At 70.0% G+C, this 21,952-nt stretch carries 21 protein-coding genes; 12 read left to right on the top strand and 9 right to left on the bottom strand.

Going from position 1 to position 21,952, the window contains the following annotated elements:
- Positions 1–31 precede the first annotated feature (31 nt).
- Positions 32–535, bottom strand: a complete 504-nt coding sequence (locus tag ACFQS9_RS15905) for a DUF2505 domain-containing protein (protein ID WP_378406290.1) — start codon at positions 533–535, stop codon at positions 32–34.
- On the opposite strand from ACFQS9_RS15905, the gene ACFQS9_RS15900 reads away from it, so the two are divergent.
- The 4 genes from ACFQS9_RS15900 (at position 534) to ACFQS9_RS15885 (ending at position 5,486) form a co-directional block, all read left to right on the top strand.
- Positions 534–1,649, top strand: a complete 1,116-nt coding sequence (locus tag ACFQS9_RS15900; RefSeq protein WP_378406288.1) for a UDP-N-acetylmuramate dehydrogenase — start codon at positions 534–536, stop codon at positions 1,647–1,649. The genes ACFQS9_RS15905 and ACFQS9_RS15900 overlap by 2 nt on opposite strands.
- Positions 1,650–1,725: 76 nt before the next feature.
- Positions 1,726–2,949, top strand: a complete 1,224-nt coding sequence (locus ACFQS9_RS15895; protein ID WP_378406542.1) for a L,D-transpeptidase — start codon at positions 1,726–1,728, stop codon at positions 2,947–2,949.
- A 333-nt stretch (positions 2,950–3,282) separates the two neighbouring features.
- The gene (locus tag ACFQS9_RS15890; protein ID WP_378406287.1) at positions 3,283–4,746 is read left to right on the top strand and encodes a hypothetical protein; all 1,464 of its coding nucleotides are present in this window, start codon (positions 3,283–3,285) and stop codon (positions 4,744–4,746) included.
- The gene (locus ACFQS9_RS15885; RefSeq protein ID WP_378406285.1) at positions 4,743–5,486 is read left to right on the top strand and encodes an ESX secretion-associated protein EspG; all 744 of its coding nucleotides are present in this window, start codon (positions 4,743–4,745) and stop codon (positions 5,484–5,486) included. The genes ACFQS9_RS15890 and ACFQS9_RS15885 overlap by 4 nt, the downstream gene beginning before the upstream one ends.
- Positions 5,487–5,490: 4 nt before the next feature.
- Here the strand turns inward: ACFQS9_RS15885 and ACFQS9_RS15880 are convergent, their stop codons facing one another.
- Positions 5,491–6,510 carry a DUF2804 domain-containing protein gene (locus tag ACFQS9_RS15880; protein WP_378406283.1) on the bottom strand — a complete coding sequence of 340 codons (1,020 nt, stop codon included), beginning with the start codon at positions 6,508–6,510 and terminating at the stop codon, positions 5,491–5,493.
- Between the two features lie 2 nt (positions 6,511–6,512).
- Positions 6,513–7,256, bottom strand: a complete 744-nt coding sequence (locus ACFQS9_RS15875) for an SDR family NAD(P)-dependent oxidoreductase (protein ID WP_378406281.1) — start codon at positions 7,254–7,256, stop codon at positions 6,513–6,515.
- 417 nt (positions 7,257–7,673) lie between these two features.
- On the opposite strand from ACFQS9_RS15875, the gene ACFQS9_RS15870 reads away from it, so the two are divergent.
- The gene (locus tag ACFQS9_RS15870; protein ID WP_378406540.1) at positions 7,674–8,933 is read left to right on the top strand and encodes an ROK family transcriptional regulator; all 1,260 of its coding nucleotides are present in this window, start codon (positions 7,674–7,676) and stop codon (positions 8,931–8,933) included.
- A 102-nt stretch (positions 8,934–9,035) separates the two neighbouring features.
- Here the strand turns inward: ACFQS9_RS15870 and ACFQS9_RS15865 are convergent, their stop codons facing one another.
- A complete protein-coding gene (locus tag ACFQS9_RS15865; RefSeq protein WP_378406279.1) occupies positions 9,036–10,070 on the bottom strand; it encodes a tocopherol cyclase family protein in 1,035 nt (344 codons plus the stop codon).
- Positions 10,071–10,319: 249 nt separating this feature from the next.
- On the opposite strand from ACFQS9_RS15865, the gene ahpC reads away from it, so the two are divergent.
- Positions 10,320–10,883, top strand: a complete 564-nt coding sequence (ahpC, locus tag ACFQS9_RS15860; RefSeq protein WP_378406277.1) for an alkyl hydroperoxide reductase subunit C — start codon at positions 10,320–10,322, stop codon at positions 10,881–10,883.
- Between the two features lie 159 nt (positions 10,884–11,042).
- Complete coding sequence (gene ahpF, locus ACFQS9_RS15855; RefSeq protein WP_378406275.1) at positions 11,043–12,641, top strand: alkyl hydroperoxide reductase subunit F; 1,599 nt, start codon at positions 11,043–11,045, stop codon at positions 12,639–12,641.
- A 19-nt stretch (positions 12,642–12,660) separates the two neighbouring features.
- Here ahpF and ACFQS9_RS15850 read toward each other — a convergent pair whose 3' ends face one another.
- Positions 12,661–13,062, bottom strand: coding sequence for a PaaI family thioesterase (locus tag ACFQS9_RS15850; protein WP_378406273.1), 402 nt, complete (start codon positions 13,060–13,062; stop codon positions 12,661–12,663).
- A 52-nt stretch (positions 13,063–13,114) separates the two neighbouring features.
- Here ACFQS9_RS15850 and ACFQS9_RS15845 point away from each other — a divergent pair, with 52 nt between their 5' ends.
- Positions 13,115–13,756, top strand: coding sequence for a cysteine hydrolase family protein (locus ACFQS9_RS15845; RefSeq protein WP_378406271.1), 642 nt, complete (start codon positions 13,115–13,117; stop codon positions 13,754–13,756).
- Between the two features lie 8 nt (positions 13,757–13,764).
- Here ACFQS9_RS15845 and ACFQS9_RS15840 read toward each other — a convergent pair whose 3' ends face one another.
- The 3 genes from ACFQS9_RS15840 to ACFQS9_RS15830 form a co-directional block, all read right to left on the bottom strand.
- Positions 13,765–14,625, bottom strand: a complete 861-nt coding sequence (locus tag ACFQS9_RS15840) for a class II glutamine amidotransferase (RefSeq protein WP_378406269.1) — start codon at positions 14,623–14,625, stop codon at positions 13,765–13,767.
- Positions 14,626–14,713: 88 nt separating this feature from the next.
- The gene (locus tag ACFQS9_RS15835; RefSeq protein WP_378406268.1) at positions 14,714–14,983 is read right to left on the bottom strand and encodes a hypothetical protein; all 270 of its coding nucleotides are present in this window, start codon (positions 14,981–14,983) and stop codon (positions 14,714–14,716) included.
- Between the two features lie 76 nt (positions 14,984–15,059).
- Positions 15,060–16,148 carry an agmatine deiminase family protein gene (locus tag ACFQS9_RS15830; protein ID WP_378406266.1) on the bottom strand — a complete coding sequence of 363 codons (1,089 nt, stop codon included), beginning with the start codon at positions 16,146–16,148 and terminating at the stop codon, positions 15,060–15,062.
- 271 nt (positions 16,149–16,419) lie between these two features.
- Between ACFQS9_RS15830 and ACFQS9_RS15825 the strand changes: the two genes are divergently transcribed.
- From ACFQS9_RS15825 to ACFQS9_RS15810, 4 genes are read left to right on the top strand one after another with little or no spacing between them, the layout of a single operon-like run.
- Positions 16,420–17,919, top strand: a complete 1,500-nt coding sequence (locus ACFQS9_RS15825) for a purine-cytosine permease family protein (RefSeq protein WP_378406264.1) — start codon at positions 16,420–16,422, stop codon at positions 17,917–17,919.
- 37 nt (positions 17,920–17,956) lie between these two features.
- Positions 17,957–18,574, top strand: coding sequence for a TetR/AcrR family transcriptional regulator (locus tag ACFQS9_RS15820; protein ID WP_378406262.1), 618 nt, complete (start codon positions 17,957–17,959; stop codon positions 18,572–18,574).
- Positions 18,574–19,563: a nitrilase-related carbon-nitrogen hydrolase gene (locus tag ACFQS9_RS15815; RefSeq protein ID WP_378406260.1), complete on the top strand. Its 990-nt coding sequence runs from the start codon at positions 18,574–18,576 to the stop codon at positions 19,561–19,563. Before ACFQS9_RS15820 ends, ACFQS9_RS15815 begins: the two co-directional genes overlap by 1 nt.
- Positions 19,560–20,579 carry an agmatine deiminase family protein gene (locus ACFQS9_RS15810; RefSeq protein WP_378406258.1) on the top strand — a complete coding sequence of 340 codons (1,020 nt, stop codon included), beginning with the start codon at positions 19,560–19,562 and terminating at the stop codon, positions 20,577–20,579. Before ACFQS9_RS15815 ends, ACFQS9_RS15810 begins: the two co-directional genes overlap by 4 nt.
- Positions 20,580–20,667: 88 nt before the next feature.
- On the opposite strand, the gene ACFQS9_RS15805 is transcribed toward ACFQS9_RS15810, so the two are convergent.
- Positions 20,668–21,795, bottom strand: coding sequence for an agmatine deiminase family protein (locus ACFQS9_RS15805; protein WP_378406256.1), 1,128 nt, complete (start codon positions 21,793–21,795; stop codon positions 20,668–20,670).
- Between the last annotated feature and the right edge of the window lie 157 nt (positions 21,796–21,952).

Genomic DNA, 21,952 nt, shown 5'->3' with positions numbered 1-21,952 from the left:
CGTCACCCGCGTCACATCCGCCCCATCGGTGTCAGTTGGCGGCGGCGATCCAGCCTTCGGTGAAGTCGTGCTCGGCGTCGAGGAGTTCGACGACCTGCTCTGCGATGACGGCCTCGATCTTGCCGCCGATCAGCGGGAGCTTCACCTCGACCCGGCCGTCGAGGGTGATGGCGGCACCGGTGTTCTGGGGGGCCAGGGTGAGCGTGCCGGTGACCTCGCCGGGCAGGCCCTCGACCCGCGCGCTGAAGGTGCCCGTCGCGCTGTCGCCTGCCAGGGCGCCCCACGTCTCGGTCCGGGTGATGATCAGATCGCCCGGGCGGATCTTGGAGACGACCGCGGGCAGGTGCTCGGCGGGGATGGACTGCGCCATCTCCACGTCGATGGTGCCCTCGCCGGTGGCGACGTGGCGCAGTTCGGCCCCGCCGCCGCCGACCGCGTCCAGGCGGTCCCGCCAGTACCGCTCACTGGTCACCGCCCGGTGGACCTGATCGACGGGCTGGGGGTACGACGCGGAATGCGGAATTCTGCGGGCCATGTTCGGCAGGCTACCGTTTGTCACCGTGCAGGCATTGAGTGACATCGCGGCGGATTCCGGCGCCGAGCTGAGCGAGGGCGTGCCGCTGGCGCGGTACACCACGCTGCGACTCGGTGGGCCCGGACGGGCGATGCTCACCTGCCGCAGCACCGACGCGCTGGTCGGCGCGGTGCGCGCGCTCGATGCCGCGGGCATCCCGAGCCTCGTCCTCGGCGGGGGATCCAACCTGCTGATCGCCGACCGGGGCGTCGACGCGGTCGTGGTCCGGGTGGCCAACGATGCGGTGCGGCTCGGCCCGGACTCGGTGGTCGCCGAGGCGGGGGCCGGATGGGACGACGTGGTCGCGGGGACCGTCGATGCCGGCCTCGGTGGCCTCGAGTGCCTGTCCGGGATCCCGGGGTCGGCGGGTGCGACGCCCGTGCAGAACGTCGGGGCCTACGGGGTGGAGGTCGGCACCTTGCTGCGGCGGGTGCAGCTGCTCGACCGGGCGACCGGAGAGGTGCGGTGGGTGACCCCCGACCGGCTCGGGCTCGGCTACCGGACCAGTGTGCTCAAGCACTCGGACGCGGCGTTGGTGCTGGCGGTGGAGCTGGATGTGCGTCCGGACGGACAGAGCGAGCCGTTGCGGTACCGGGAGCTGGCGCTCGCGATGGGCGCCGAGGAGGGTGAGCGCCGTCCGGCGGCGAAGGTCCGTGAGGTGGTGCTGGGGCTGCGTGCGGGCAAGGGCATGGTGCTCGACGACGCCGACCACGACACCTGGAGCGCCGGGTCGTTCTTCACCAACCCGGTGCTCGACGCGGATCGGCTGCCGCCGGTGCTGGCGACCATCGCCGCGCGGCTCGGCGACGACGTGCGCGTGCCGCAGTTCCCCGGCGAGGCCGGGACCAAGCTGTCGGCGGGCTGGCTGATCGAGCGGGCCGGGTTCACCAAGGGACACCCGGGACCGGCCGCCGCGGCGCGGCTGTCCACCAAGCACACCTTGGCCCTGACCAACCGGGGGAGCGCGTCGACCGAGGACCTGTTGGTGCTGGCCAGGGAGGTCCGGGACGGGGTCCGGGACGCGTTCGGTGTCACCCTCGAGCCGGAGCCCGTCACGGTGGGCTGCGCGATCTGACCCCGTCTTCCGCCGGTCGGCCGATCGGCGAGGCGGGGGCCACATCGGCCGCGCAGGTACCGTGGCCTGCGTGGTAATGGAGCGTGTTCGGACAAGTCAGGCCCGCGGTTTCTCGCTGATCGCCCGGGTGCTCGCGGTCGTCGCGGCGCTCGCGGTCGTGGCGGTGCTCGCGGGGTGCACCGTCGGCGGTGGCGGCGGCAACCCGGTGGCGGCGGACGGCCCGGTCGCGTCGGTCACCCAGGTGCCCGCGGCGGGCGCCGAGAACGTCAGCCCGACGGCGCCGGTCTCCGTGACGGCGGCGCGCGGCACGCTGCGGGACGTCGCGCTCACCAACGCCGCCGGGAAGCCGGTCCAGGGCGTGCTGTCCCCGGACGAGACGACCTTCACCGTCACCGAACCTCTCGGCTACGACGCGAGCTACACCTGGTCCGGTGGTGCGGTCGGCTCCGACGGCGAGACCGTGCCGGTGCAGGGCTCGTTCACCACGGTCACCCCGCAGTCGACCACGTCCGCGAACACGAACATCGCGGACGGACAGCAGGTCGGGATCGCGGCGCCGATCATCCTCAAGTTCAGCGACCACGTCGAGGACAAGGCCGCGGTGGAGAAGGCGCTCTCCGTGACCACCGATCCGCCGACGCCCGGGTCGTGGGCGTGGCTGCCCGACGACAACGGGTCCCGCGCCCACTGGCGCCCGCAGCACTACTGGGCGCCCGGCACGACGGTGAACCTCGCGGCCAAGCTGTACGGCGTCGACTACGGCGACGGAGCGTACGGCGCCGAGGACCTGAGCCTGGACTTCACGATCGGGCGCAGCCAGATCGTCAAGGCGGACGCACCGAGCCACCGCATGCAGGTGGTGCGGGACGGCGCGACGGTGATGGACATCCCGGTCAGCTACGGCGAGGGCAACGAGGACCGCAACGTGACCCGCAGCGGCGTCCACGTGGTCAGCGAGAAGCACGAGGACTTCCTCATGTCGAACCCGCCCTACTACGAGAACGTGCGCGAACGGTGGGCGGTGCGCATCTCCAACAACGGCGAGTTCATCCACGCCAACCCGGCGACCACCGGTGTCCAGGGCGCGGCCAACGTGACCAACGGCTGCATCAACCTCTCGCTGGCCGACGCCCAGGCGTACTTCGGCACCGCGCTGTACGGCGATCCGGTCGAGGTCACCGGAACCCGCATCCAGCTGTCCGCGGCGGACGGGGACATCTACGACTGGGCCGTCGACTGGCCCGCGTGGCAGGAGATGTCTGCGCTGCCGGCCGGTGGGGCGGCCGCTCCGGCCAGCTGAGCGCGGGTCTGCGGCACCGGCCCCGCTCCGGACGGAACGCGATGGCCGGGCGGTGCGTCTATTCGAGATGAGCCGTGAGAACCAGCCGAGCGTGGGGCATCGCGCGCACATGGGGGTGGGGACACAGGCGGCCGTGCGCGGTCTGTGGCGCGTCGATGCCGGTCGGCGGGTTCGAAACGGTGGCCGGCGAGGCAGCTGCCAAGGGGTGAGCTGCCTCGCCGGGTTTTTCTCGGGTCCGGGTGGAACCGGACGGCGTTGTGCCGCGTCTATCCAGGGAGGACCGGTATCGGTCGGGTCCGAGCGCGATGTTCTGCGTGACGAGGGGGATGTGAGATGTCGTTTGTGCCCACCCTGGACGAACTGAAGGGGTCGATCGGTGACCTGGCGTCGGGCGCCCTCGACGACCTGACCGATCTGGCGCGCGACCCCGGCAACAAGGTCATCGACGTGGTGTCCGGCTACGACCTCGACGAGCGCGGGCGGGTCAGGGACGAGCAGGAATCCGGGAATGCGGAGCGCTCCGAGATCTATGGCGAGCAGGCGGGCCTGGCGGTCGCGTTCGGCGACGGCGGGTTCGACCCGCGGTCGGTGATCCCCGACAGTTTCGACTCGATGTCACACGAGGCCATCAAGTCGGCCGTCGCCGCGATGAGCGCGGATCCGATCCGGGCGAGCGCCGACGGGTGGCAGCAGATCGGATCCGCGCTGGGCGAGAGCCTCACGGATTTCAAGGCGTACATCTCCTCGGAGATCGCGGGCAAGTGGGAGGGCATCGGAGCCGCCGCGGCCGTCGCGGCGACCACGGCCTATGCCGTTGAATCCGACAAGCTGGCGGTGGCGGGCAAACTCGTGGGGACCAAGGTTGCGGAGGCCGCGACCGGGATCTCACAGGTCAAGGCGACTATGCCCGCCGTGGAGGCCACCTCGGCGCTCGAGACCCTTGTGAACGTCGCGCTTCCCTCGGTCGGGATGGTGAAGGAGTTGGTGCACGGCTCGGATGAGGCGCGCCAACAGGCGATCCAGATCATGAAGACGGTCTACACGCCGGTCATGGTGCAGGCCGACACCAATGTCCCGGTCTTTCCGAGGCCAAGGGATGCGACCGACACCCCGGTCGACGGGCGCGGACCGATCCCCGGCGGACCGGGTCCGGGCGGGCCGTCCGGGTTCAGTCCGTCCGGCTATGCCGGCCCGGGAACCGGCCACCCGGACGGCGTGTCGCCCGACCCGACGCAGCGCGGCGGCAACGAGCCGTCGCCCGGAACTGCCGGCACCGACCCCTACGGCCGGAATGCCGGCCAGAACCCGCCGTCCCCGGACGGCCCCGGTGACGGCACCCCGAATTCGCCCTTCGCGCAGACGGATCCGTCCTCCGCGTGGACAGCTCCCGCGGCCGCGGGAGGCGCCGAGGGGGCGGGCTCCGGGGTCGGCTCGGGCGCAGGTTCCGGGGGCAACGGCTCGGGCGCCGGTTCCGGGTTCACGCCCGGCGGCGGCGGATCGAGTGCGGGCGCGGGTGCGGGACTGGGAGTTTCGGGCGGCGTCGCGGGTGGCCTCGGCGGGACGGGCGTGCCCGGCGGAGCGGGCGCGGCGGCGGGTGCGGGCGGAGCCGGTGGCGGCGCGGCGGGTGCCCCGGGACGCCCGGGCGCGATGGGCGGCGGTATGGCTCCCGGCGGCGCCCGCGCGAACGGCGACGACGACACCGAACACAAGACCCCCAGCTACCTCGTCAACGTCGACAACGGCAACGAACTGGTCGGCAGGCTTCCCAAGGTCGCGCCGCCGGTGATCGGCGGATGAGCGACGGTCACCGGCGCCTGACCGCCCTCGAGTTCACCGTCCTCTGGGAGCGATTCGGGCGAGACCGCCTGCCGTATCCATTCCAGTTCCGCGGCACCGCGACGACGGACGAGGAATTCCGGGCCGATCGCCGGGCCGCCGCGGCGAAGGTCGCGCCGATGCTCGACGAGAGCATGTACGAGGCGCTGGTCGCGCTGGCCGAGCCCGCGGTACGGGTCGAGGTGTGTGGATTTCGAGGTGCCGGGCTCGAGTCGATGATCAGGGTGCACGCCGGGGTCGGGCGGTCGTGCGCGGCCGTGGCCGTTCAGCTGCCGGGGCCCGACCTTCACGCGGGTGGCGACGTCCTGCTGACGTCCGCTCCGGCCGCGCAGGTGGGAACCATTGTGGTCCAATCGATCCCACCGGTCCCGGCGGGGAGGCGTCGGGGTGTGTCGGTGCCCCGGTCGGTGACGGCCTCGGGCGGCGGCTCCATCATGCAGACGGCGAGCCGAGCGCGTGGCAACGAGGAGCGGGACGAGTTCTTCCGGCGCCCGCGCACGGGGCTCGGCGAGATCACGGTCTTCGCCGGTCCCGCCTACGACAACAGGCCGACCGGCGACGGCCGGGGCTTCCACTGGATGGACTTCGCCGACGACGGACGCTACCTCGTGCGGGGCTCCGACATCGTCAGTGCGCTGCCGGCCCGGGGCGAGGACATCGCGGCCGAGGTGCAGCGGCTCGTCGGCGCCGCCTGCCGGTGAGAACTCACCAGCGGTTGCGGACCTCTTCCGCGAAGCCGAGCAGGTCCACGACCTCGATCCGGCCGCCGTCGTCGAGGATGACGTGACCGCTGAACCGCCCGAACACCTGGTGCTGGATCGAGCGGAGCACCACGAGGTCGATGCTGGCCGCACGGTCCAGGATCGGCTCGAAGGTCATCTCGAACCGGCCGTCGTTGCTGGTGAAGGACCACGGCGCGCCGTCGAAGGTGCCGTCCGGGAGGTGGAAGGTGACCTCGTCCAGCTTGTGCGCGCGACCGTCGACGAACACCATGTTCTCGGTGGCAGCGGAGGTGTCGCCGAAACCGTGACCGATGTTGAACCCGAACGGCTTTCCGTTGACGAGCCCGGACGCCGAGCCCCAGTACCAGGTGTTGTCGTAGGTCCAGACCCCGCGGCCCCAGTCGAACACGCCGAACGCCGACGTCGGGTCGAAGGCGAACGGTCGCCCGCCGACCACGATCTCGCCGCTCGCGGGCAGGCAGTTGATCTTCTGGTTGTAATAGAAGGCCTTGGGGGCCTTGGGGAACGGCGTCGCCACGACCATTCGATCCCTCGCCGGTTGTGCCAGCACGAGTTCGCCGCTCAGGCCACGACCTCCGTCGAACCCCGGGTGATCGATCCGGAGGGACCGGCCACCATCGGTATGCCGGAACGAGATCCGCATGCCCTTGTGGGCTGCCGTCACATCGCCGGAGTCGGCGCTGGCGGGCAGTCCCATCGAGCCCATCGGGAAGGGCAGCATCACGTTCTCGGTCACCTCCGCGCGTGCCCCGAAGTCGAGCCACGACACCCCGAGCAGGCCCAGGTAGCCGTTGTCCGCGATCGTCAACGCGAGACCGACGTCCTGCGTGAGCACGCAGTAGTAGTCCCATTCCTTGATCCGGAACCGGGACGCGGCGACGGCGTGCCGGTCGTATCCGCGGACCTCCGACGTCGCCCAGCCCGCCTCGGCGAGCCGGCCACGCTCGTCGAGCAGGGGGCCCGCGGTCAGCGCGTGCCGCACGGCTAGGTCCGCGAGAAGCGTCCGGGGCTGGCCTGATCGCGGGGTTTGATGATGATCTGGTCGAGGTTCACGTGCGAGGGGCGGGACGCGACGAACCCGATCACCTCGGCCACGTCCGCGGCGACCAGCGGGGTGATGCCCTCGTAGACCTTCTTCGCGCGGTCCGCGTCGCCGTGGAAGCGGACCAGGGAGAACTCGGTCTCCACCGCGCCGGGGGCGATCTCGGTGAGCCGCACCGGCTTGCCGAGCAGTTCGCCGCGCAGCGTCCGATGCAGGACCGCCTGTGCGTGCTTGGCGGAGGTGTAGCCGGACCCGTTGTCGTAGGCCTCGAACGCGGCGACGGACGTGATGGTGACGATGAGGCCGTCGCCGGAATCGATCAGCTTCGGCAGCAGCGCCTTGGTGATCCGCAGGGTGCCGAGGACGTTGGTCTCCCACATCCAGCGCCAGTCGTCCAGGTCCGCCTCGAGCACCGGGGCCAGCCCCTTGGCGCCGCCGGCATTGTTGACCAGGACGTCGACCCGCGGCAGCACGGCGGCGAAGGCGTCCACCGAGTCCTCGTCGGTGACGTCGAGCTCGAGCGCGGTGCCACCGATGTCCTGTGCCAGCTTCTCCAGGCGGTCGATCCGGCGCGCGCCGACAACCACGTGATAGCCCTGCGCGGCGAGGGTTCGCGCGGTGGCCTCCCCGATTCCGGAGCTGGCGCCGGTGACGACGGCGACGTTTTCATCAGGCGAAATGGTCATGGCCTCAGCCTAGGCGCCTGCGGCGCCCGTGCGCGGTTGACGGGTCCCTGGACTCGTCAACCGCGCACGGGCAGCGGAGCTGCCTCGCCGCCGGCGGGTATTTCCCCTCGGCTGGTGGAGAATTCGGCGAGGTGTTAGCTTGGCGCCATGAACTCCGGCCGGCCTCACCCGTTGCGGGTCACCTATGTGACCGCCGCACTGGGTTCACGCCTGCCACTGGCGCGGGAACTCTGTTGTTCCCCCCGCGGTATCTGTCGCTAGTCCGCGCTGCCACTTCCTCGTACGTCGACGCCTGACCCCGGACGCCCTCATGGGTGGACCCGGCGGTTGATGCCGCGTCGTTTGACCTGGTCAGCGCTCGCCCACACCGTGTAGGTCTGTCCCGTTCGGGACGAAGCGCAAGGAACTCGCGTGTCCATCACCACTTTGTCGTCCGCGGCCACCCTCATCCGGCCGATCGTCCGTCCTCCCACCCGCGCCCAGATCGTCCCGCCGGAACTGCGGGTGGCCGACACCCCCGCCGCCGCGGTGTTCCGGGTGGCCTGCGCCCGAGGGCCGATAGCCCGCGACATCGCCGCCAAGACCACCGGCCTGTCCACGGCCACGGTGAACCGCCAGGTCTCGGCGCTGCTGGCCGAGGGACTGCTCCGGGAACGCGCGGATCTCACCGCCTCGGGTGCGGTGGGTCGCCCCCGGGTTCCGTTCGAGGTCAACCACGAGCCCTACCTCACCATCGGTATCCACATCGGTGCGGTGGTCACCGGGATCGTCGCCAGCGACATCCGCGGCAAGGTCCTCGGTGCAGTCGAGGTCGCGACACCGGCTCTCCCGCAGAACGAGGCGCTGTCCCAGATCGCGCGCAGTGCAAAGATGTTCGCCTCGCGATGGCATCGACGACGGCCCCTGTGGGTCGGCGTGGCGCTCGGTGGGCGAGTGGACGCGACCACCGGACGGGTCGACCACCCGCGGCTCGGCTGGCTCGACGCCCCCGTCGGATCGATCATCGGCGAGGGACTGGGACTGCCGGTGTCGGTCGCCGCGCACGTCGAGGCGATGGCGGCCTCGGAGCTGCTGCTGGCCCCGCAGCGCCCCGGCGACGACGGGACCGACGGGACCAGCCTCTATTTCTACGCCCGCGAGACGGCGGGTGTCGCCGTCACCATCGACGGCCGGGTGCACACGCCGTCGTCCGGTCCGGGTTCGATCGTGCACCTGTTCACCGGTTCCTCGGCGCTGTGCTCGTGCGGTGCCCGCGGCTGCCTCGAGGCCACGGTCAGCGATCGCGCCACCATCGCGGCGGCCAGGGAGGCAGGCATCCTCACCGAGACCGACGAACGGCCCGCTATCGCCGCCGTCTACCGGGCGGCGGCCTCAGGATCCATTGCCGCGCACGAACTCCTGGTCGAGCGGGCCCGGGTGCTCGGCCGCACGGTTGCGATGTTGCGTGACCTGTTCAACCCGGACCGGGTGATTCTCGGCGGCCAGGCCTTCACCGAGTACCCCGCGGGCATCCCGCACGTCGCCGAGGCGTTCGCGCGTACGTCGAGCCTGGCCCGCAGGGACATCCGGATCACCGGTTTCGGCAACCGGGTCCAGGAGTTCGCGGCCGGCGTCGTTTCGCTCAGCGCCCTCTACTCCGATCCACTCACCTCCATTCGAAGGGTCGTCTCCCAGTAAGCTCCTCCATTGTCCGGAACGACCGTCGCGCCTTCTCCCGTGGCGCGGGCGCGGCCGCCATCTTCGGCACCGGTCTGCTCGGGGCCTGCACGCCACCGCCGGTCACCCGGCGCACGGCGGGGCGTCCGTGGCGTCCGGCGCCGCGCCCCGCCGGTCCGCCTCGGCCCGGGCGCGGGCCAGCCCGCCGTGCTCCAGCGCCGCCACGGGCGACTCGCCGGACCAGACCGTCCGGTGCCCCCTGCGGACCGTCACCGACATCCGGGCGCCGAGGTGCTCCAGCGCGCCCGGGACGTTCCGGCGCTCGGCGGGCAGCGGGACCGGCAGCACGTGCGCGTCGCCGAGTGCCCCGTGGCCCTCGATGTCCACGCTCCAGCGCGGGCTCCGGCCGCGGAGCGTCCAGTGCTCGTCGGTGACCTGCGCCCGCACCGGGGAGATCACCGGGTCGCCGAGCCGGAGCAGCCGTCCGTCCGGCAGCAGGACCACGACGGCGGTGACCTCGGTGCGCAGCGGTCCGGCGCTGACCTTGCCGCCCGCGAAGGCGACGCACGCCCGCGGTTCCGCGAAGCCCTGCGCCTGGCCCCACCACCAGGATTCGGGGAAACCTCCTCGGCCCCAGTTCTTCTCGGCGTACACCTGGGCTCCGGTGAGGTCCCACTCATTGCCGTCGAGCATCGCGGTGCCCTCGGCGCGGCCGCCGAGCAGCCACGGGTGCCAGTACTGGTTGAGTGCCGGGATCGTCTGGAAGACACTCGAACCGCCGACTATCCGGCGCGGCCAGGGCTGTGGATCCGTGATCCGCACGTCGAGCCCGGCGTCGGGGCCGAGGTCCACCCGCAGCCGTCCCGGCTCGCCGCGGAACGCCTCCCCGGCGGCGGCGCCGAGCCGGTGTCGGTCGGCGACCGCGACCGGATGCGCGGCGGTCCGCAGGAAACCGCCCGGATGCGCGGCCAGGCCCAGGGTGGCCCAGCTGCCGTCGGCGGCCCGGTTGACCCCGCACAGCGCGATCACGACCCGGCTCGACTCCGGCTGGGTGAACCGCCAGAAGTAGCCCTCCATGGCGACGCCGTGGGCGGCCAGGGGATCGCCGAACGGCAGGTCGGCCCCGGTGGCCCGGTAGGCGTCGAGCAAGCGCGACATCGTGCAACGGTAGCCGGGATCGGGCCGGTAAGTGGGCGCGTTGCGACTGGGTCGCTCCACCGCGGGGACGACCTACGGCTGTGGTATTGCTCACATTTGGGTCGAGGGCGGGCGCTTCCGCAGGTGGGATCCAGCTCTTATAGCTGTCCGCTATCAGTTTTCGAACTATCTTTGATTAGTCTGATCAATCAGTGGTCGTTAGGGTCGAAAACGGACATACCAACACACCGTTTCACGAATGAGGCATGCATGTCGCTGATCAACAAGAAGATCAAGCCCTTCTCCGCCGAGGCCTTCAAAGATGGTGCCTTCGTTAGCGTTTCCGACGAGGACATCAAGGGCAAGTGGGCCGTCTTCTACTTCTACCCGGCCGACTTCACCTTCGTCTGCCCGACCGAGCTCGGTGACCTCGCGGATCACTACGCGGAGCTGCAGGGCCTGGGCGTAGAGGTCTTCTCGGTCTCCACGGACACCCACTTCACGCACAAGGCGTGGCACGCATCGTCCGACACCATCGGCAAGATCAGGTACGCGATGATCGGCGACCCGACCCTGCAGATCAGCACCGACTTCGAGGTGCTCCGCGAGAACCAGGGCCTGGCCGACCGCGGCACCTTCCTGGTCGACCCGGACGGCGTCATCCAGTTCACCGAGGTCACCGCCGAGGGCATCGGCCGCAACGCCTCCGAGCTGGTCCGCAAGGTCAAGGCCGCCCAGTACGTGCGCTCGCACCCGGGCGAGGTCTGCCCGGCGAAGTGGGAAGAGGGCGACGACACCCTCGCCCCGTCGCTGGAGCTCGTCGGCAAGATCTGATTCGTCGACGGTTGTCCACACCGGTGGCACGGTGCTCACGCCCCGTGCCACCGGCACCGTCCCCTCGTGCGGCTCATCCGCGCCTCGGCTCGAGCTGAGAAGTTCGCCGACTCCCGTTTCTTCAGGTCACCGTTCTGCCAACATTCGGAGTAGACCCTCATGCTCGAAGCCTCACTCGCAAGCCAGTTGAAGACGCTGCTCGAGAAGGTGATCCAGCCGATCGAGCTGGTGTCCACCCTCGACGACGGCCCGAAGTCCGCGGAACTCGGCGCGCTCCTTGACGAGATCGCCGGCATGTCGGACCTGGTCAGCCACTCCCGTACCGGCGACGACCCGCGTCGGCCGTCCTTCGCGATCCGCCGCGTCGGCACCGACATCGAGGTCCAGTTCGCCGGCATCCCCCTCGGCCACGAGTTCACCTCCCTCGTCCTCGCCCTGCTGCAGGTCGGCGGCCACCCGTCCAAGGAGGACGCGGCACTGCTCGCCCAGGTGCGCGACCTCGAAGGCGACTTCTACTTCGAGACCTACTTCTCCCTGTCCTGCCAGAACTGCCCCGACGTCGTGCAGGCACTGAACGTCATGGCCGTCCTCAATCCGCACGTCAAGCACATCGCGATCGAGGGCTCGCTGTTCCAGGACGAGGTCGACGCTCGCGGCATCATGGCCGTGCCCACCGTGTTCCTCAACGGCGAACCGTTCGGGTCGGGCCGCATGAACCTGGAACAGATCGTCGGCAAGCTCGACACCGGTGCCGCCGAGCGCACCGCCACCGCGATCTCGGAGAAGGACCCCTTCGACGTCCTCGTCGTCGGCGGCGGACCCGCAGGCGCGACCGCCGCGATCTACGCCGCCCGCAAGGGAATTCGCACCGGCGTCGTGTCCGAGCGTTTCGGTGGCCAGGTGCTCGACACGATGGGCATCGAGAACTTTGCGTCCGTCCCCTACACCGAGGGCCCGAAGTTCGCCGCCGAGCTCGAGAACCACGTGCGCCAGTACGACGTCGACATCATGAACGTGCAGAACGCCGCGAAGCTGACGCCTGCCGAGGTCGAGGGCGGCCTCGTCGAGGTCGAGCTCGCGTCCGGCGCCCGACTCCTGTCGAAGTCCGTGATCCTGTCCACCGGCGCGCGGTGGCGGGCCATGAACGTCCCCGGCGAGAACGAGTACCGCAACAAGGGCGTCACCTACTGCCCGCACTGCGACGGACCGCTCTTCAAGGGCAAGCGCGTCGCGGTGATCGGCGGCGGCAACTCCGGCGTCGAGGCGGCGATCGACCTCGCGGGCATCGTCGCGCACGTCACGCTGGTCGAGTTCGACTCGCAGCTGCGCGCCGACGACGTCCTGCAGCGCAAGCTCCGCAGCCTGCCCAACGTCGACATCCTGCTCAGCACCCTGTCGACCGAGGTCCTCGGCGACGGCGCCAAGGTCACCGGTCTGGCCTACACGGACCGCACGACCGACGCGTCGCACACCGTCGACCTGGACGGCGTCTTCGTGCAGATCGGGCTGCTCCCCAACACGGAATGGCTCTCCGGCACGGTCGATCTCACCCCGCGTGGCGAGATCGTCGTCGACGACCACGGGCGGACGTCCGTTCCCGGTGTGTTCGCGGCGGGCGACTGCACGACCGCTCCGTACAAGCAGATCATCGTCGCCGCCGGAGCGGGCGCGACGGCAGCGCTCGGCGCGTTCGACCACCTCATCCGTACCAGCGTCCCCTCCGATGCGGGGTCGCCGGTCGAGGTCGCCGTCTCGTAACAGCGTCGGCGGCGCCGGCTCAGAAGCCGGCGTCGCCGACGACGGCGTGCGACTGCGTCACCTGTGAGACGAGCCTGCCGTCGTCGTCGGTGAGGTCGATCGAGACCAGCACCGTCTTACGGCCGACGTGCAGCGGGCGGGCGGCGGCGGTGACCACACCGCGGCGCACCTGCCGTGCGAACACCGCGTTCGAGGCCGTCGTCACCCGCGCGGCGCCCGATGGGATGTTGAGGAACGCGGACACGGCGCCGACGCTGTCCGCGAGGGTGGTCAACGCGCCGCCGTGCATGATGTGGTCCGCGGTGGTGAGGTCCTCGCTCCACGCCAGCCTGCCGACCACCTCGCCCGGGGTCGCGGAGACCAGCTCGACTCCCGACTTCACCGCGAACGGCATGGTTGCCAGCAGCTCGTCAAGCTCCATGAATCGATGCTAGCCCCGCCGTGCCCCGCCCATGGGTCGATACGGTGACTGTGTGAGCACTCTCGAGGAGCATCTCGACCCCTGGATCGCCCCGCATCTGGCCACCTCCGCCCTGCTCGTGGTCGATACCCAGCGCGACTTCGTCGACGGCGGATCGAGCCCGATCGCCGGCACCACACAGGTGCTGCCGGCGATCACGCGGCTACTCGAGGCCTACCGGTCCGCGGGGCGACCGATCGTGCACATCGTGCGGCTCTACGCGGGCGACGACGTCGACCTCGTCCGGCGGTCGGCCATCGCGGCGGGCGCGCGGATGGCGAGCCCGGGCACCGCTGGATCGCAGATCGTGCCCGAGTTCGGCGCCCCGGACCTCGACCCGGACCTGCTCCTGCGCGGCGGGCTGCAGCAGGTCTCGCCGACCGAGGTCGTGCTGTTCAAGCCGCGGTGGAGCGCGTTCCACCGGACCGAGCTCGAGTCGCACCTGCGCGAGCGCGGCGTCGACACCGTGGTGGTGGCGGGCTGCAACTACCCGAACTGTCCACGCGCCACCGTCGTCGACGCGAGCGAGCGCGACCTGCGGGTGCTCATCGCGGCCGACGCGATCTCGGGTGTCGACGACCGGCATCTCGAGGAGGCGGGCCGGATCGGCGCGGTGCACGCCGTCGCGGCGGAGATCGTCGCGGCGCTGGGCTGAGCCCGCTGTCAGCGGCTCGACTGCGACGCGGCCGCGGTGGCGTCGAGGTCGGCCAGCGTGAGCGGAAGCGTCGGCGGGTGGTCGAGGATCACGGCGGTGTCGATGTTGAGCCCCGCGTCGACGTGCAGCAATTCGCCGGACGCGAGAGACCGCCATGCGGGGTTTTCGTCCATCCGCTCGCTGGCCACCACAACCGCAGGCGCCGAGGCCAGTTCGCCCGACCGGACCCGGACGGTGCCCGCCGGGCTGGCGTGTTCGAGGTGCCTGCCGGTGTCCGGCGCGCGGTCGAGCACCATGAGCTGGTGGGTGTCGGGGTAGCGCAGCGCCCACAGCTCCGTCGGGGTGGTCAGCACGATGTTGATGGCGAAGATCGGCAGGTGCTCGGCGACCCAGCGGGCGGCCTCGGTGATGCCTGCGGTGACGTCGCCGCCGTGGCCGTCGACATGCTTGGTGATCAGCGCGAAAAAGCGCTCGGAGTCGGTATCGCCCGCGACCGCCGATCGGTACGGCCCGAGCTCCTCCTCCAACCGGGGCAGGTCCTCGATCACGCCGTTGTGCGCGAAGATGCGGCCGTTGTGGCTGAACGGGTGGGTGTTGACCATCGCGAGCCCGCCGGTGGAGGCGTGCCGGATGTGGGCGACGAAGGTCGCGGATTCGCGTTCCCTCGCCTCCGTCGCGAAGCTCGCGTCCGCGTAGGCCGGCAGCGGTTGCTTCTCCACGAGCGGTTCGCCGTCGGCGGTGAAGGTGCCGAGGCCGGTGCCGTCGGGTTCGCGTCGGCTCTGAACGGCCAGGCTGTCGGCGGCGTCGAGCAGCCAGAACGTGGCCCTGACCCGGGTCGGTGCGCTGGTCATCCCGAACAAGCGGCACATGAACTGAGTATGCGCTTCGCGCCCGTGTGACCTTCAGTCCCGTGTGCCGGGGGTTTCACGGACAACCCCCGGCGTGGCCCGCGTACCGCTAGCAGGCCTGCGGCACGGCATCGCCGGTCGCGGCCGGGGCGTTGCCGGTCGCGGGCTGGGCGTCGACGAGCGCGGCCGGGGCGTCGCCGTTCGCCGCCTGGGCCCCGGTGGCGACCGCTTCCTTCAGCGACTCGATCGAGACGGTGGCGGCGGCGTCGTCGGGAACGATGGTCTTGATGGTCTTGACGAGTGCCTCCTGCTGCTTGGCGGTGGCGTGCGCGGAAAGGCCCTCGTCGATCAGCTTCTGCAGTGCCTCTCCGGTGACCACGACGCCGTCGGAGCAGGCGACGCCCTCGGCCGGCGTGGTCGCCGTCGCGGGGATCGGGGTTCGTGAGGAAGTGCATCTAGGCCTCGGGTTCCTGCTGGGTGGTGCAGTGGATGCCACCACCACCGGCGGCGATGCCGTCGATGTTGATCTGTACCACCTGGCGGTCGGGGAACAGGCGTCCCAGCGTGGCCCTCGCGGCCGAATCTGCTTCGAGGTCACCGAATTCCGGGGCGATGACGGCGCCGTTGCAGACATAGAAGTTGATGTAGCCCGCCGCGAAGTCCTCGTCGTCGTACGTCGGCCGGACGTGCGTCGGGCCCTCGATCACCTCGACCTGGAGGGCCCTTCCGCGCGCGTCTGTTTCCGAGCGCAGGATCTCCAGGTGGGTGTGGGTGACCCCGTAGTCGAACGAGTTCGGGTCGGTGTCCAGACCGGCCACGACCACGCCGGGTCGAGCGAAGCGGGCGTAGAAATCGGTGTGACCATCGGTGATGTCGAAGCCCGAAATGCCGGGCAGCCAGATGATCTTCTCGAGGCCCAGGAGGTACTCCAGTTCCTCCTCGACGTCCTTCTTCTTCCAGCCCCGGTTGCGGTTGTTGTTGAGCACACAACTCTCGGTGATGATGGCCGTGCCATGACCGTCGATCTCGATGCCTCCTCCCTCGAGCACCAGATCGGTCGGCAGTGACTCCACGCCCGCGTGGCGGGTGACGACGTCGGCCACGCCGCGGTCGCGGCGGCACTTCTGTTTTCCGCCCCAGCCGTTGAAGTTGAAATCGACGCCTGCCCTCGTGCCCTCGCCTTTGACGAACACCGGCCCGGTGTCGCGCATCCACAGATCGTCGAGCGGGGCCTCGATCAACTCGACGTCCGCGCCGCCGACCAGGTGGCGGGCGAGATCGATCTCGTGTGGCCGCACCAGCATGGAGACGGGTTCGAATTGGGCGATCGTCCGCGCGATGCGCGCCAGGTCGTGACGGACCTGCGACAGCAGATGCCTACCCCAGACCTCTTCGCTGGCACCGAATGCCATCCAGGTGCGCTTGTGTCGATCACCTTCGTCCGGCATCGACCAACGACGCCCGTCGTCCTCGCTGTTGCCGGAATCTCCGAGCAGCAGGGCGGCGAGCGCATCGCCCACCTGTGCGAGTCGGCCCTTACCCATTTCGTCTCCTGATGTCGTACGCGCTCGAGTCGGTTCACGGCGCGCCGCGCGGGTCGGTGCCCCCGCGGACTGCGCAGCCGTGCCGCTGTGCGACGACACGACCGTCTGACCACCTCACCGTAACCATGACTGAAAATTCAGTCAAGATCTGTCCAGTGTCCTCGCGACGAATTTGCGATCAGATCTAGACTGAATTTTCAGTTAGGGCTACGGTGGGCCGCGAAGGATGTGATGGCAGTCACCTCCACAGATCGAAAACGGAGGATCCCGCGTGATCACCAACGACACTCCCGTGCCCGTGCGCACGGCCCCACCACACCAACCGCCGCCCGAGAACCGGTTCGGTCAGGTCGAGGCCGTCGGCGTCGAGTTCATCCCCGAGTCCGAACGCGATTCGCGGCCGCTGAACATGCTCGCGGTGTTCTTCGGCGGCAACCTCGCGTTCTCGGTGATCGTGTTCGGCTGGCTCCCGATCTCGTTCGGCCTCAGCTGGGTGAGTGCGGTGACGGCGAGCGCCGTCGGCATCGGGCTCGGCACCGTGCTCATCGCGCCGATGTCGCTGCTCGGGCCGCGAACGGGCACCAACAACACCGTTTCCAGCGGCGCACACTTCGGTGTGAGCGGGCGGATGGTCGGCTCCGGGCTGACCCTGCTCTTCGCGCTCGCCTACGCCGCGATCGCGGTGTGGACGTCGGGGGACGCGCTCATCGCTGCCGCCCACCGCCTGCTGGGCACGCCCGTCGATGACGGCATGCTCGCACTCGGCTACGGCATCATCGCCGCCGAGATCGTCGTTGTCGCGCTGTTCGGGCACGGCACCGTGGTGGCCCTTCAGAAGTTCGTGCTGCCCGTGGTCGGAGTGCTGCTCCTGCTCGGGGTGGTCGCGTTCGGCGGCCGATTCGATCCCGGTGCCGGCGGCGGGGACTACCTCCTCGGCAGCTTCTGGCCCACCTGGATCCTCTGTGTCGTTCTCGCCGTCGGCGGTCCGCTCTCCTACGCACCGACCCTCGGCGATTACAGCCGGCGCATCTCGCGCACTCGGTTCAGCGACCGCTCGATCGTCGCGGCCACGATGGGCGGCATCTTCTTCGGACTCTTCGTCACCGCGGCGTTCGGGTCGTTCACCGCGTCCACGTTCACCACCCTCGGCGATTCCTATGTCGTCGACCTGGTCACCGAAGCGCCGGGCTGGTACGTGCTGCCCATCGTGCTCATCGCGTTGGCGGGCGGACTCGGCCAAGGCGTGCTCAACGTCTACGCCAGCGGACTCGACCTCGAGGCGCTCATCCCGCGACTGCGCCGCGTGCACACCACGCTGATCACGTCGGCGCTGGCGGTGCTGCTGCTCTATGTCGGGGTGTTCGTCGTCGACGCCGTCGACTCCATCACCGCGATGACGCTGGTGCTCAACGGCTTCGCCGCACCGTGGGTGGCGATCAACGTGGCCGGCTTCCTCGTCGCCCGCAAGGGCCGCTACGACCCGGCGGATCTGCAGGTGTTCAACGAGGGACGCCGCGGCGGCCGGTACTGGTTCACCGGTGGCTGGAACCTGCGGGCCGTGATCCCCTGGGCGGCCGGATCGCTCTTCGGCCTTCTCGCCGTCGAGACCTCCCTCTACACGGGGCCGCTCGCCCACCTGGCGAACGGCATCGACGTCAGCCTCGTCGGATCGTCGCTGATCGCGGTGGTCGGCTACCTGCTGGCCCTGCGCCTGTGGCCCGAGCGGGTGGACCCCGTCGACGGAGGTGATCCGCGCCTGAGCCCGCAATGACACGACCACACGACACGATTCGACAGGAGTGAATTCGATGAGCAAGCGGCGCGATGCGATTCTGCGGACGAGTGCGACGGCGATTGCCCAACACGGGGTCGGGGGGTTGCGCGTGAACGACGTCGCCGAGGTCGCGGGCGTCTCGTCCGGACTGCTCTACTACCACTTCAAGGACCGTGACGGCCTCCTCGACGCCGCCCTGAACTACATCAACGACCGGGCCCGTGGATATCGCAGCGAGGGCAACCGGTCCACCGACTCGGCCCGAGGCCGGCTCGTGCACTCGCTGCTCGGGGAGATCCAGGACCGGCCCGAGGTGATCGAGAACTCGCTCGCCTGGAACGAACTCCGCGCCTCCGCGGTCCACGAGGAACGGCTCCGTGAGCCGCTCGCCCGCACCACCGCCGCGTGGGTCGACGACATCGCCGACGCGGTGTCGCAGGCCCAGCTGGCGGGGGAGATCTCCCCATCGATCGACCCGCACCGGGTGGCGGTCACCATGACCGCGCTCGTCGAGGGACTGTCCGGTCGCTGGCTGTGCCAGGAGATCTCCACCGAGGACGCACGGTCCCACGTGCTCGGCGCGATCGATGTCGTGATACCTGCCGAAACCACCATTCCGTCAACACCATCCAGAATCTCGAAGGAACAATGATGAGCTTCACCACCCGCACCGCCCTGACACCGCCCGCGTCTCCCGCCCGGTCCACCGAGCCTGTCCGCCCGCCGCTGCGCGTCGGACTGGTCCAGCACCGGTGGAACGCCGACCCGGACGCGTTGCGTGCCGACCTCACCGCCGCGGTCGGCCAGGCCGCGGAACTCGGCGCGACCGTGGTGTTCCTGCCCGAACTGACGCTGTCGAAGTACCCGGCCGACGTCCGCGCGACCGGAACCCCGGGGGAGACCGCCGAGGACCTCCTGACCGGGCCGACGTTCACGTTCGCGGCGAATGCTGCCCGCGCGCACGGTGTCTGCGTGCACGCCTCGCTTTACGAGCGCGCCGACGCGCCGGACGGGCTCGGCTTCAACACCGCGATCCTCGTCTCGCCCGACGGCGAACTGCTGGCGCGCACCCGTAAGCTGCACATCCCCGTCAGCGCCGGCTACTACGAGGACACCTACTTCCGCGGCGGTCCGGCCGACGACGCCTATCCGGTCCACCGTCCCGCCGAGCTGAACGGTGCCGCAATCGGACTGCCGACGTGCTGGGACGAGTGGTTCCCCGAGGTTGCCCGCATGTACTCGCTCGGCGGCGCCGAGATCCTCGTGTACCCGACCGCGATCGGCTCGGAGCCGAGCTTCCCGGGCTTCGATACCCAGCCCCTCTGGCAGCACGTGATCGTCGGGCACGGCATCACCAACGGCACGTTCATGGTGGTCCCCAACCGCTGCGGCGACGAGGGCGGCGTGCACTTCTACGGGTCGTCGTTCATCTCCGACCCCTATGGCCGGGTGCTGGTGTCGGCGTCGCGCGACGAGCAGACCGTGCTGGTCGCCGACCTCGACCTCGAACAGCGCAAGGACTGGCTCGACCTCTTCCCGTTCCTCACCACCCGCCGCCCCGACACCTACGACCGGCTCACGGACGACGTCGACCACGCGCATCCGTACGGTCGTCCGGCCGACGTGACGGTCTCGCGATGACCTGGCGGATGCCCAGCGAAACCGCGCCGCAGGACCGCGTCTGGATGGCGTTCCCGCCGGTGGGTGCCTCGATCAGCGCGACCGTCGAGGACGCCCACGCGGCTCGGGTCGCGTGGGCGAACGTCGCGCACGCGGTCGCGGGCTTCGAGCCGGTGACCATGGTCGTCGACCCGGCCGATCGAGATGTCGTCCGCCGGTACCTGTCCGCCGAGATCGACGTCGTGGAGGCACCGCTCGACGACGCGTGGATGCGCGACATCGGCCCGACCTTCGTCCTCGGCGACGACGGCCGGCTCGGTGCCGTCGACTGGGTCTTCAACGGGTGGGGGCAGCAGGACTGGGCCACGTGGGGCAAGGACGCCGAGATCGGCGCCGCGGTGGGGGAGTGGTCCGGCGCCCAGCGCGTCACGTCGACCCTCGTCAACGAGGGCGGCGGCATCCAGGTGGACGGCTGCGGCACCGTGCTCGTCACCGAGACCGTCCAACTCGACCCGCTGCGGAACCCCGGTCTCGACAAGGCGGCGGTGGAGGCGGAACTCCGGCGCACCATCGGCGCCGAGCACGTGATCTGGTTGCCGCGCGGGCTGACTCGGGACGCCGAGAAGTTCGGCACCAAGGGGCATGTCGACATCGTCGCCGCGATCCCGTCTCCCGGCGTCGTGCTCGTGCACACGCAGCGGGATCCGGCGCACCCCGACCACGCGGTGACGAAGGAGATCCTCGCGGTGCTGTCGGGTGGTACCGACGCGTCCGGGACGCCGTGGACGATCGTCGAGGTGCCGGCGCCCGTCACGCTGCGCGACGACGAGGGGTGGGTCGACTACAGCTACATCAATCACCTCGTCGTCAACGGCGGCGTGATCGCATGCAGCTTCGACGACCCGAACGACGCCGAGGCCCGCGGCATCCTCGCAGATGCCTACCCCGGTCGGGAGGTGGTGGCCGTCGACGCGCGCGAGATCTTCGCCCGCGGCGGTGGCATCCACTGCATCACGCAGCACCAGCCGTCGGTGTAGCAGGCGGCTTCGCCGCCCGACCGCCTCAGGCGGTCGGGCGGCGAAGCGCCTCAGGCGGTCAGGCGCTGTTGCAGTTCCCAGACAGTCTCTACTGCGCGGGCTCTTGCTGGGTGGTGCAGTGAATTCCACCTCCGGCCCAGGCGATGGCGTCGATGTTGAGCTGGACGACCTGACGGTCGGGGAACAGGCGCTCGAGAGTGGACCGGGCGGCCGAATCTGCCTCGGGGTCACCGAATTCCGGGGCGATGACCGCGCCGTTGCAGACATAGAAGTTGATGTAGCCCGCCGCAAAATCCTTGGACTTGAATTCGGGCCGAACCCGGGTCGGCGCCGTGAGCACCTCGACCTGCAGGGCTCGGCCCTGCAGGTCGGTCGCGCCCTTGAGGATCTCGAGGTGGCGTCGGGTGACGTCGTGATCGTAGGAAGTCGGGTCGGTGTCCAGGCCTGCCACGACCACGCCGGGGCGGGCGAAGCGGGCGTAGAAGTCGGTGTGGCCGTCGGTGATGTCCTGACCGGCGATGCCCGGCAGCCAGATGATCTTCTTCAGCCCGAGCAGGTACTCGAGTTCGGCCTCGACATCCTTCTTGCTCCAACCCGGATTGCGGTTGTTGTTGAGCACGCAACTCTCGGTGATGATGGCCGTGCCCTGCCCGTCGACCTCGATACCGCCACCCTCGAGCACGAGCTCGGTGCGCAGGGTTTCGACACCCGCTCGCCCGGTGACCACCTGCGCCACCTCGGCATCTCGACGGTGCTCTTGCTTGTTGCCCCAGCCGTTGAAGTTGAAATCGACACCGGCACGGGCACCGTTGCCCTTGACGAACACCGGCCCGGTATCGCGCATCCACAAGTCGTCCAGCGCTGCGGGGACGAGTTCCACGTTGGCGCCGGCGATCAGGCCGCGGGCCAGGTCGATCTCATCGGGTCGGACCAACATCGACACCGGCTCGAACCGGGCGATCGCCCGCGCGATCGCCGCCAGATTGCGTTGGGCCTCGGGCAGCACGTCGCCGTAGTGCGCGGCGGCCCCGAATGCCATCCAGGTCCGGCTGTGCCGATCACCTTCCTCAGGCATCGACCACGTTCTCCCGTCGTGGTCGGCTTGGCCGCGGCCGCCGCTGCTTCCGAAGAAGGACTGGGGCGAGCCGCTGTTCGCCGCCAGCAGGAACCCGCCGACCGCCGTGACACCCGACTGGATGAACTTACGCCGTTGCATTGCACCACTCCTCGCGTCCTGTCTGCTGTGCGCGCCCGCCCGTGAATCCGTTCGGGAGCGCGTCGCGGGTCGGCGACCCGCTCGTTCCCGGCCGGCCCGTGGATGACAGGTCGACCCGGGAGCCTGAACCATAATTCTGACTAAAACTTCAGTCAAG

The sequence above is a fragment of the Rhodococcus daqingensis genome (genome assembly GCF_042665615.1).
Lineage (GTDB): Bacteria > Actinomycetota > Actinomycetes > Mycobacteriales > Mycobacteriaceae > Rhodococcus_G > Rhodococcus_G daqingensis.
Note: the sequence above shows the minus strand (reverse complement) of the source record. Positions and strands in the feature narration are given on the sequence as shown.

Bases quoted from the DNA above. Each gene is read 5' to 3' on its own strand.
- ACFQS9_RS15830 (WP_378406266.1), bottom strand. From the start codon at position 16,148: ATGGGTAAGGGCCGACTCGCACAGGTGGGCGATGCGCTCGCCGCCCTG.
- ACFQS9_RS15810 (WP_378406258.1), top strand. From the start codon at position 19,560: ATGACCTGGCGGATGCCCAGCGAAACCGCGCCGCAGGACCGCGTCTGG.
- ACFQS9_RS15900 (WP_378406288.1), top strand. From the start codon at position 534: ATGTTCGGCAGGCTACCGTTTGTCACCGTGCAGGCATTGAGTGACATC.
- ACFQS9_RS15905 (WP_378406290.1), bottom strand. From the start codon at position 535: ATGGCCCGCAGAATTCCGCATTCCGCGTCGTACCCCCAGCCCGTCGAT.
- ACFQS9_RS15820 (WP_378406262.1), top strand. From the start codon at position 17,957: ATGAGCAAGCGGCGCGATGCGATTCTGCGGACGAGTGCGACGGCGATT.
- ahpF (WP_378406275.1), top strand. From the start codon at position 11,043: ATGCTCGAAGCCTCACTCGCAAGCCAGTTGAAGACGCTGCTCGAGAAG.
- ACFQS9_RS15840 (WP_378406269.1), bottom strand. From the start codon at position 14,625: ATGTGCCGCTTGTTCGGGATGACCAGCGCACCGACCCGGGTCAGGGCC.
- ACFQS9_RS15875 (WP_378406281.1), bottom strand. From the start codon at position 7,256: ATGACCATTTCGCCTGATGAAAACGTCGCCGTCGTCACCGGCGCCAGC.
- ACFQS9_RS15865 (WP_378406279.1), bottom strand. From the start codon at position 10,070: ATGTCGCGCTTGCTCGACGCCTACCGGGCCACCGGGGCCGACCTGCCG.
- ahpC (WP_378406277.1), top strand. From the start codon at position 10,320: ATGTCGCTGATCAACAAGAAGATCAAGCCCTTCTCCGCCGAGGCCTTC.
- ACFQS9_RS15890 (WP_378406287.1), top strand. From the start codon at position 3,283: ATGTCGTTTGTGCCCACCCTGGACGAACTGAAGGGGTCGATCGGTGAC.
- ACFQS9_RS15850 (WP_378406273.1), bottom strand. From the start codon at position 13,062: ATGGAGCTTGACGAGCTGCTGGCAACCATGCCGTTCGCGGTGAAGTCG.
- ACFQS9_RS15805 (WP_378406256.1), bottom strand. From the start codon at position 21,795: ATGCAACGGCGTAAGTTCATCCAGTCGGGTGTCACGGCGGTCGGCGGG.
- ACFQS9_RS15885 (WP_378406285.1), top strand. From the start codon at position 4,743: ATGAGCGACGGTCACCGGCGCCTGACCGCCCTCGAGTTCACCGTCCTC.
- ACFQS9_RS15815 (WP_378406260.1), top strand. From the start codon at position 18,574: ATGAGCTTCACCACCCGCACCGCCCTGACACCGCCCGCGTCTCCCGCC.
- ACFQS9_RS15895 (WP_378406542.1), top strand. From the start codon at position 1,726: ATGGAGCGTGTTCGGACAAGTCAGGCCCGCGGTTTCTCGCTGATCGCC.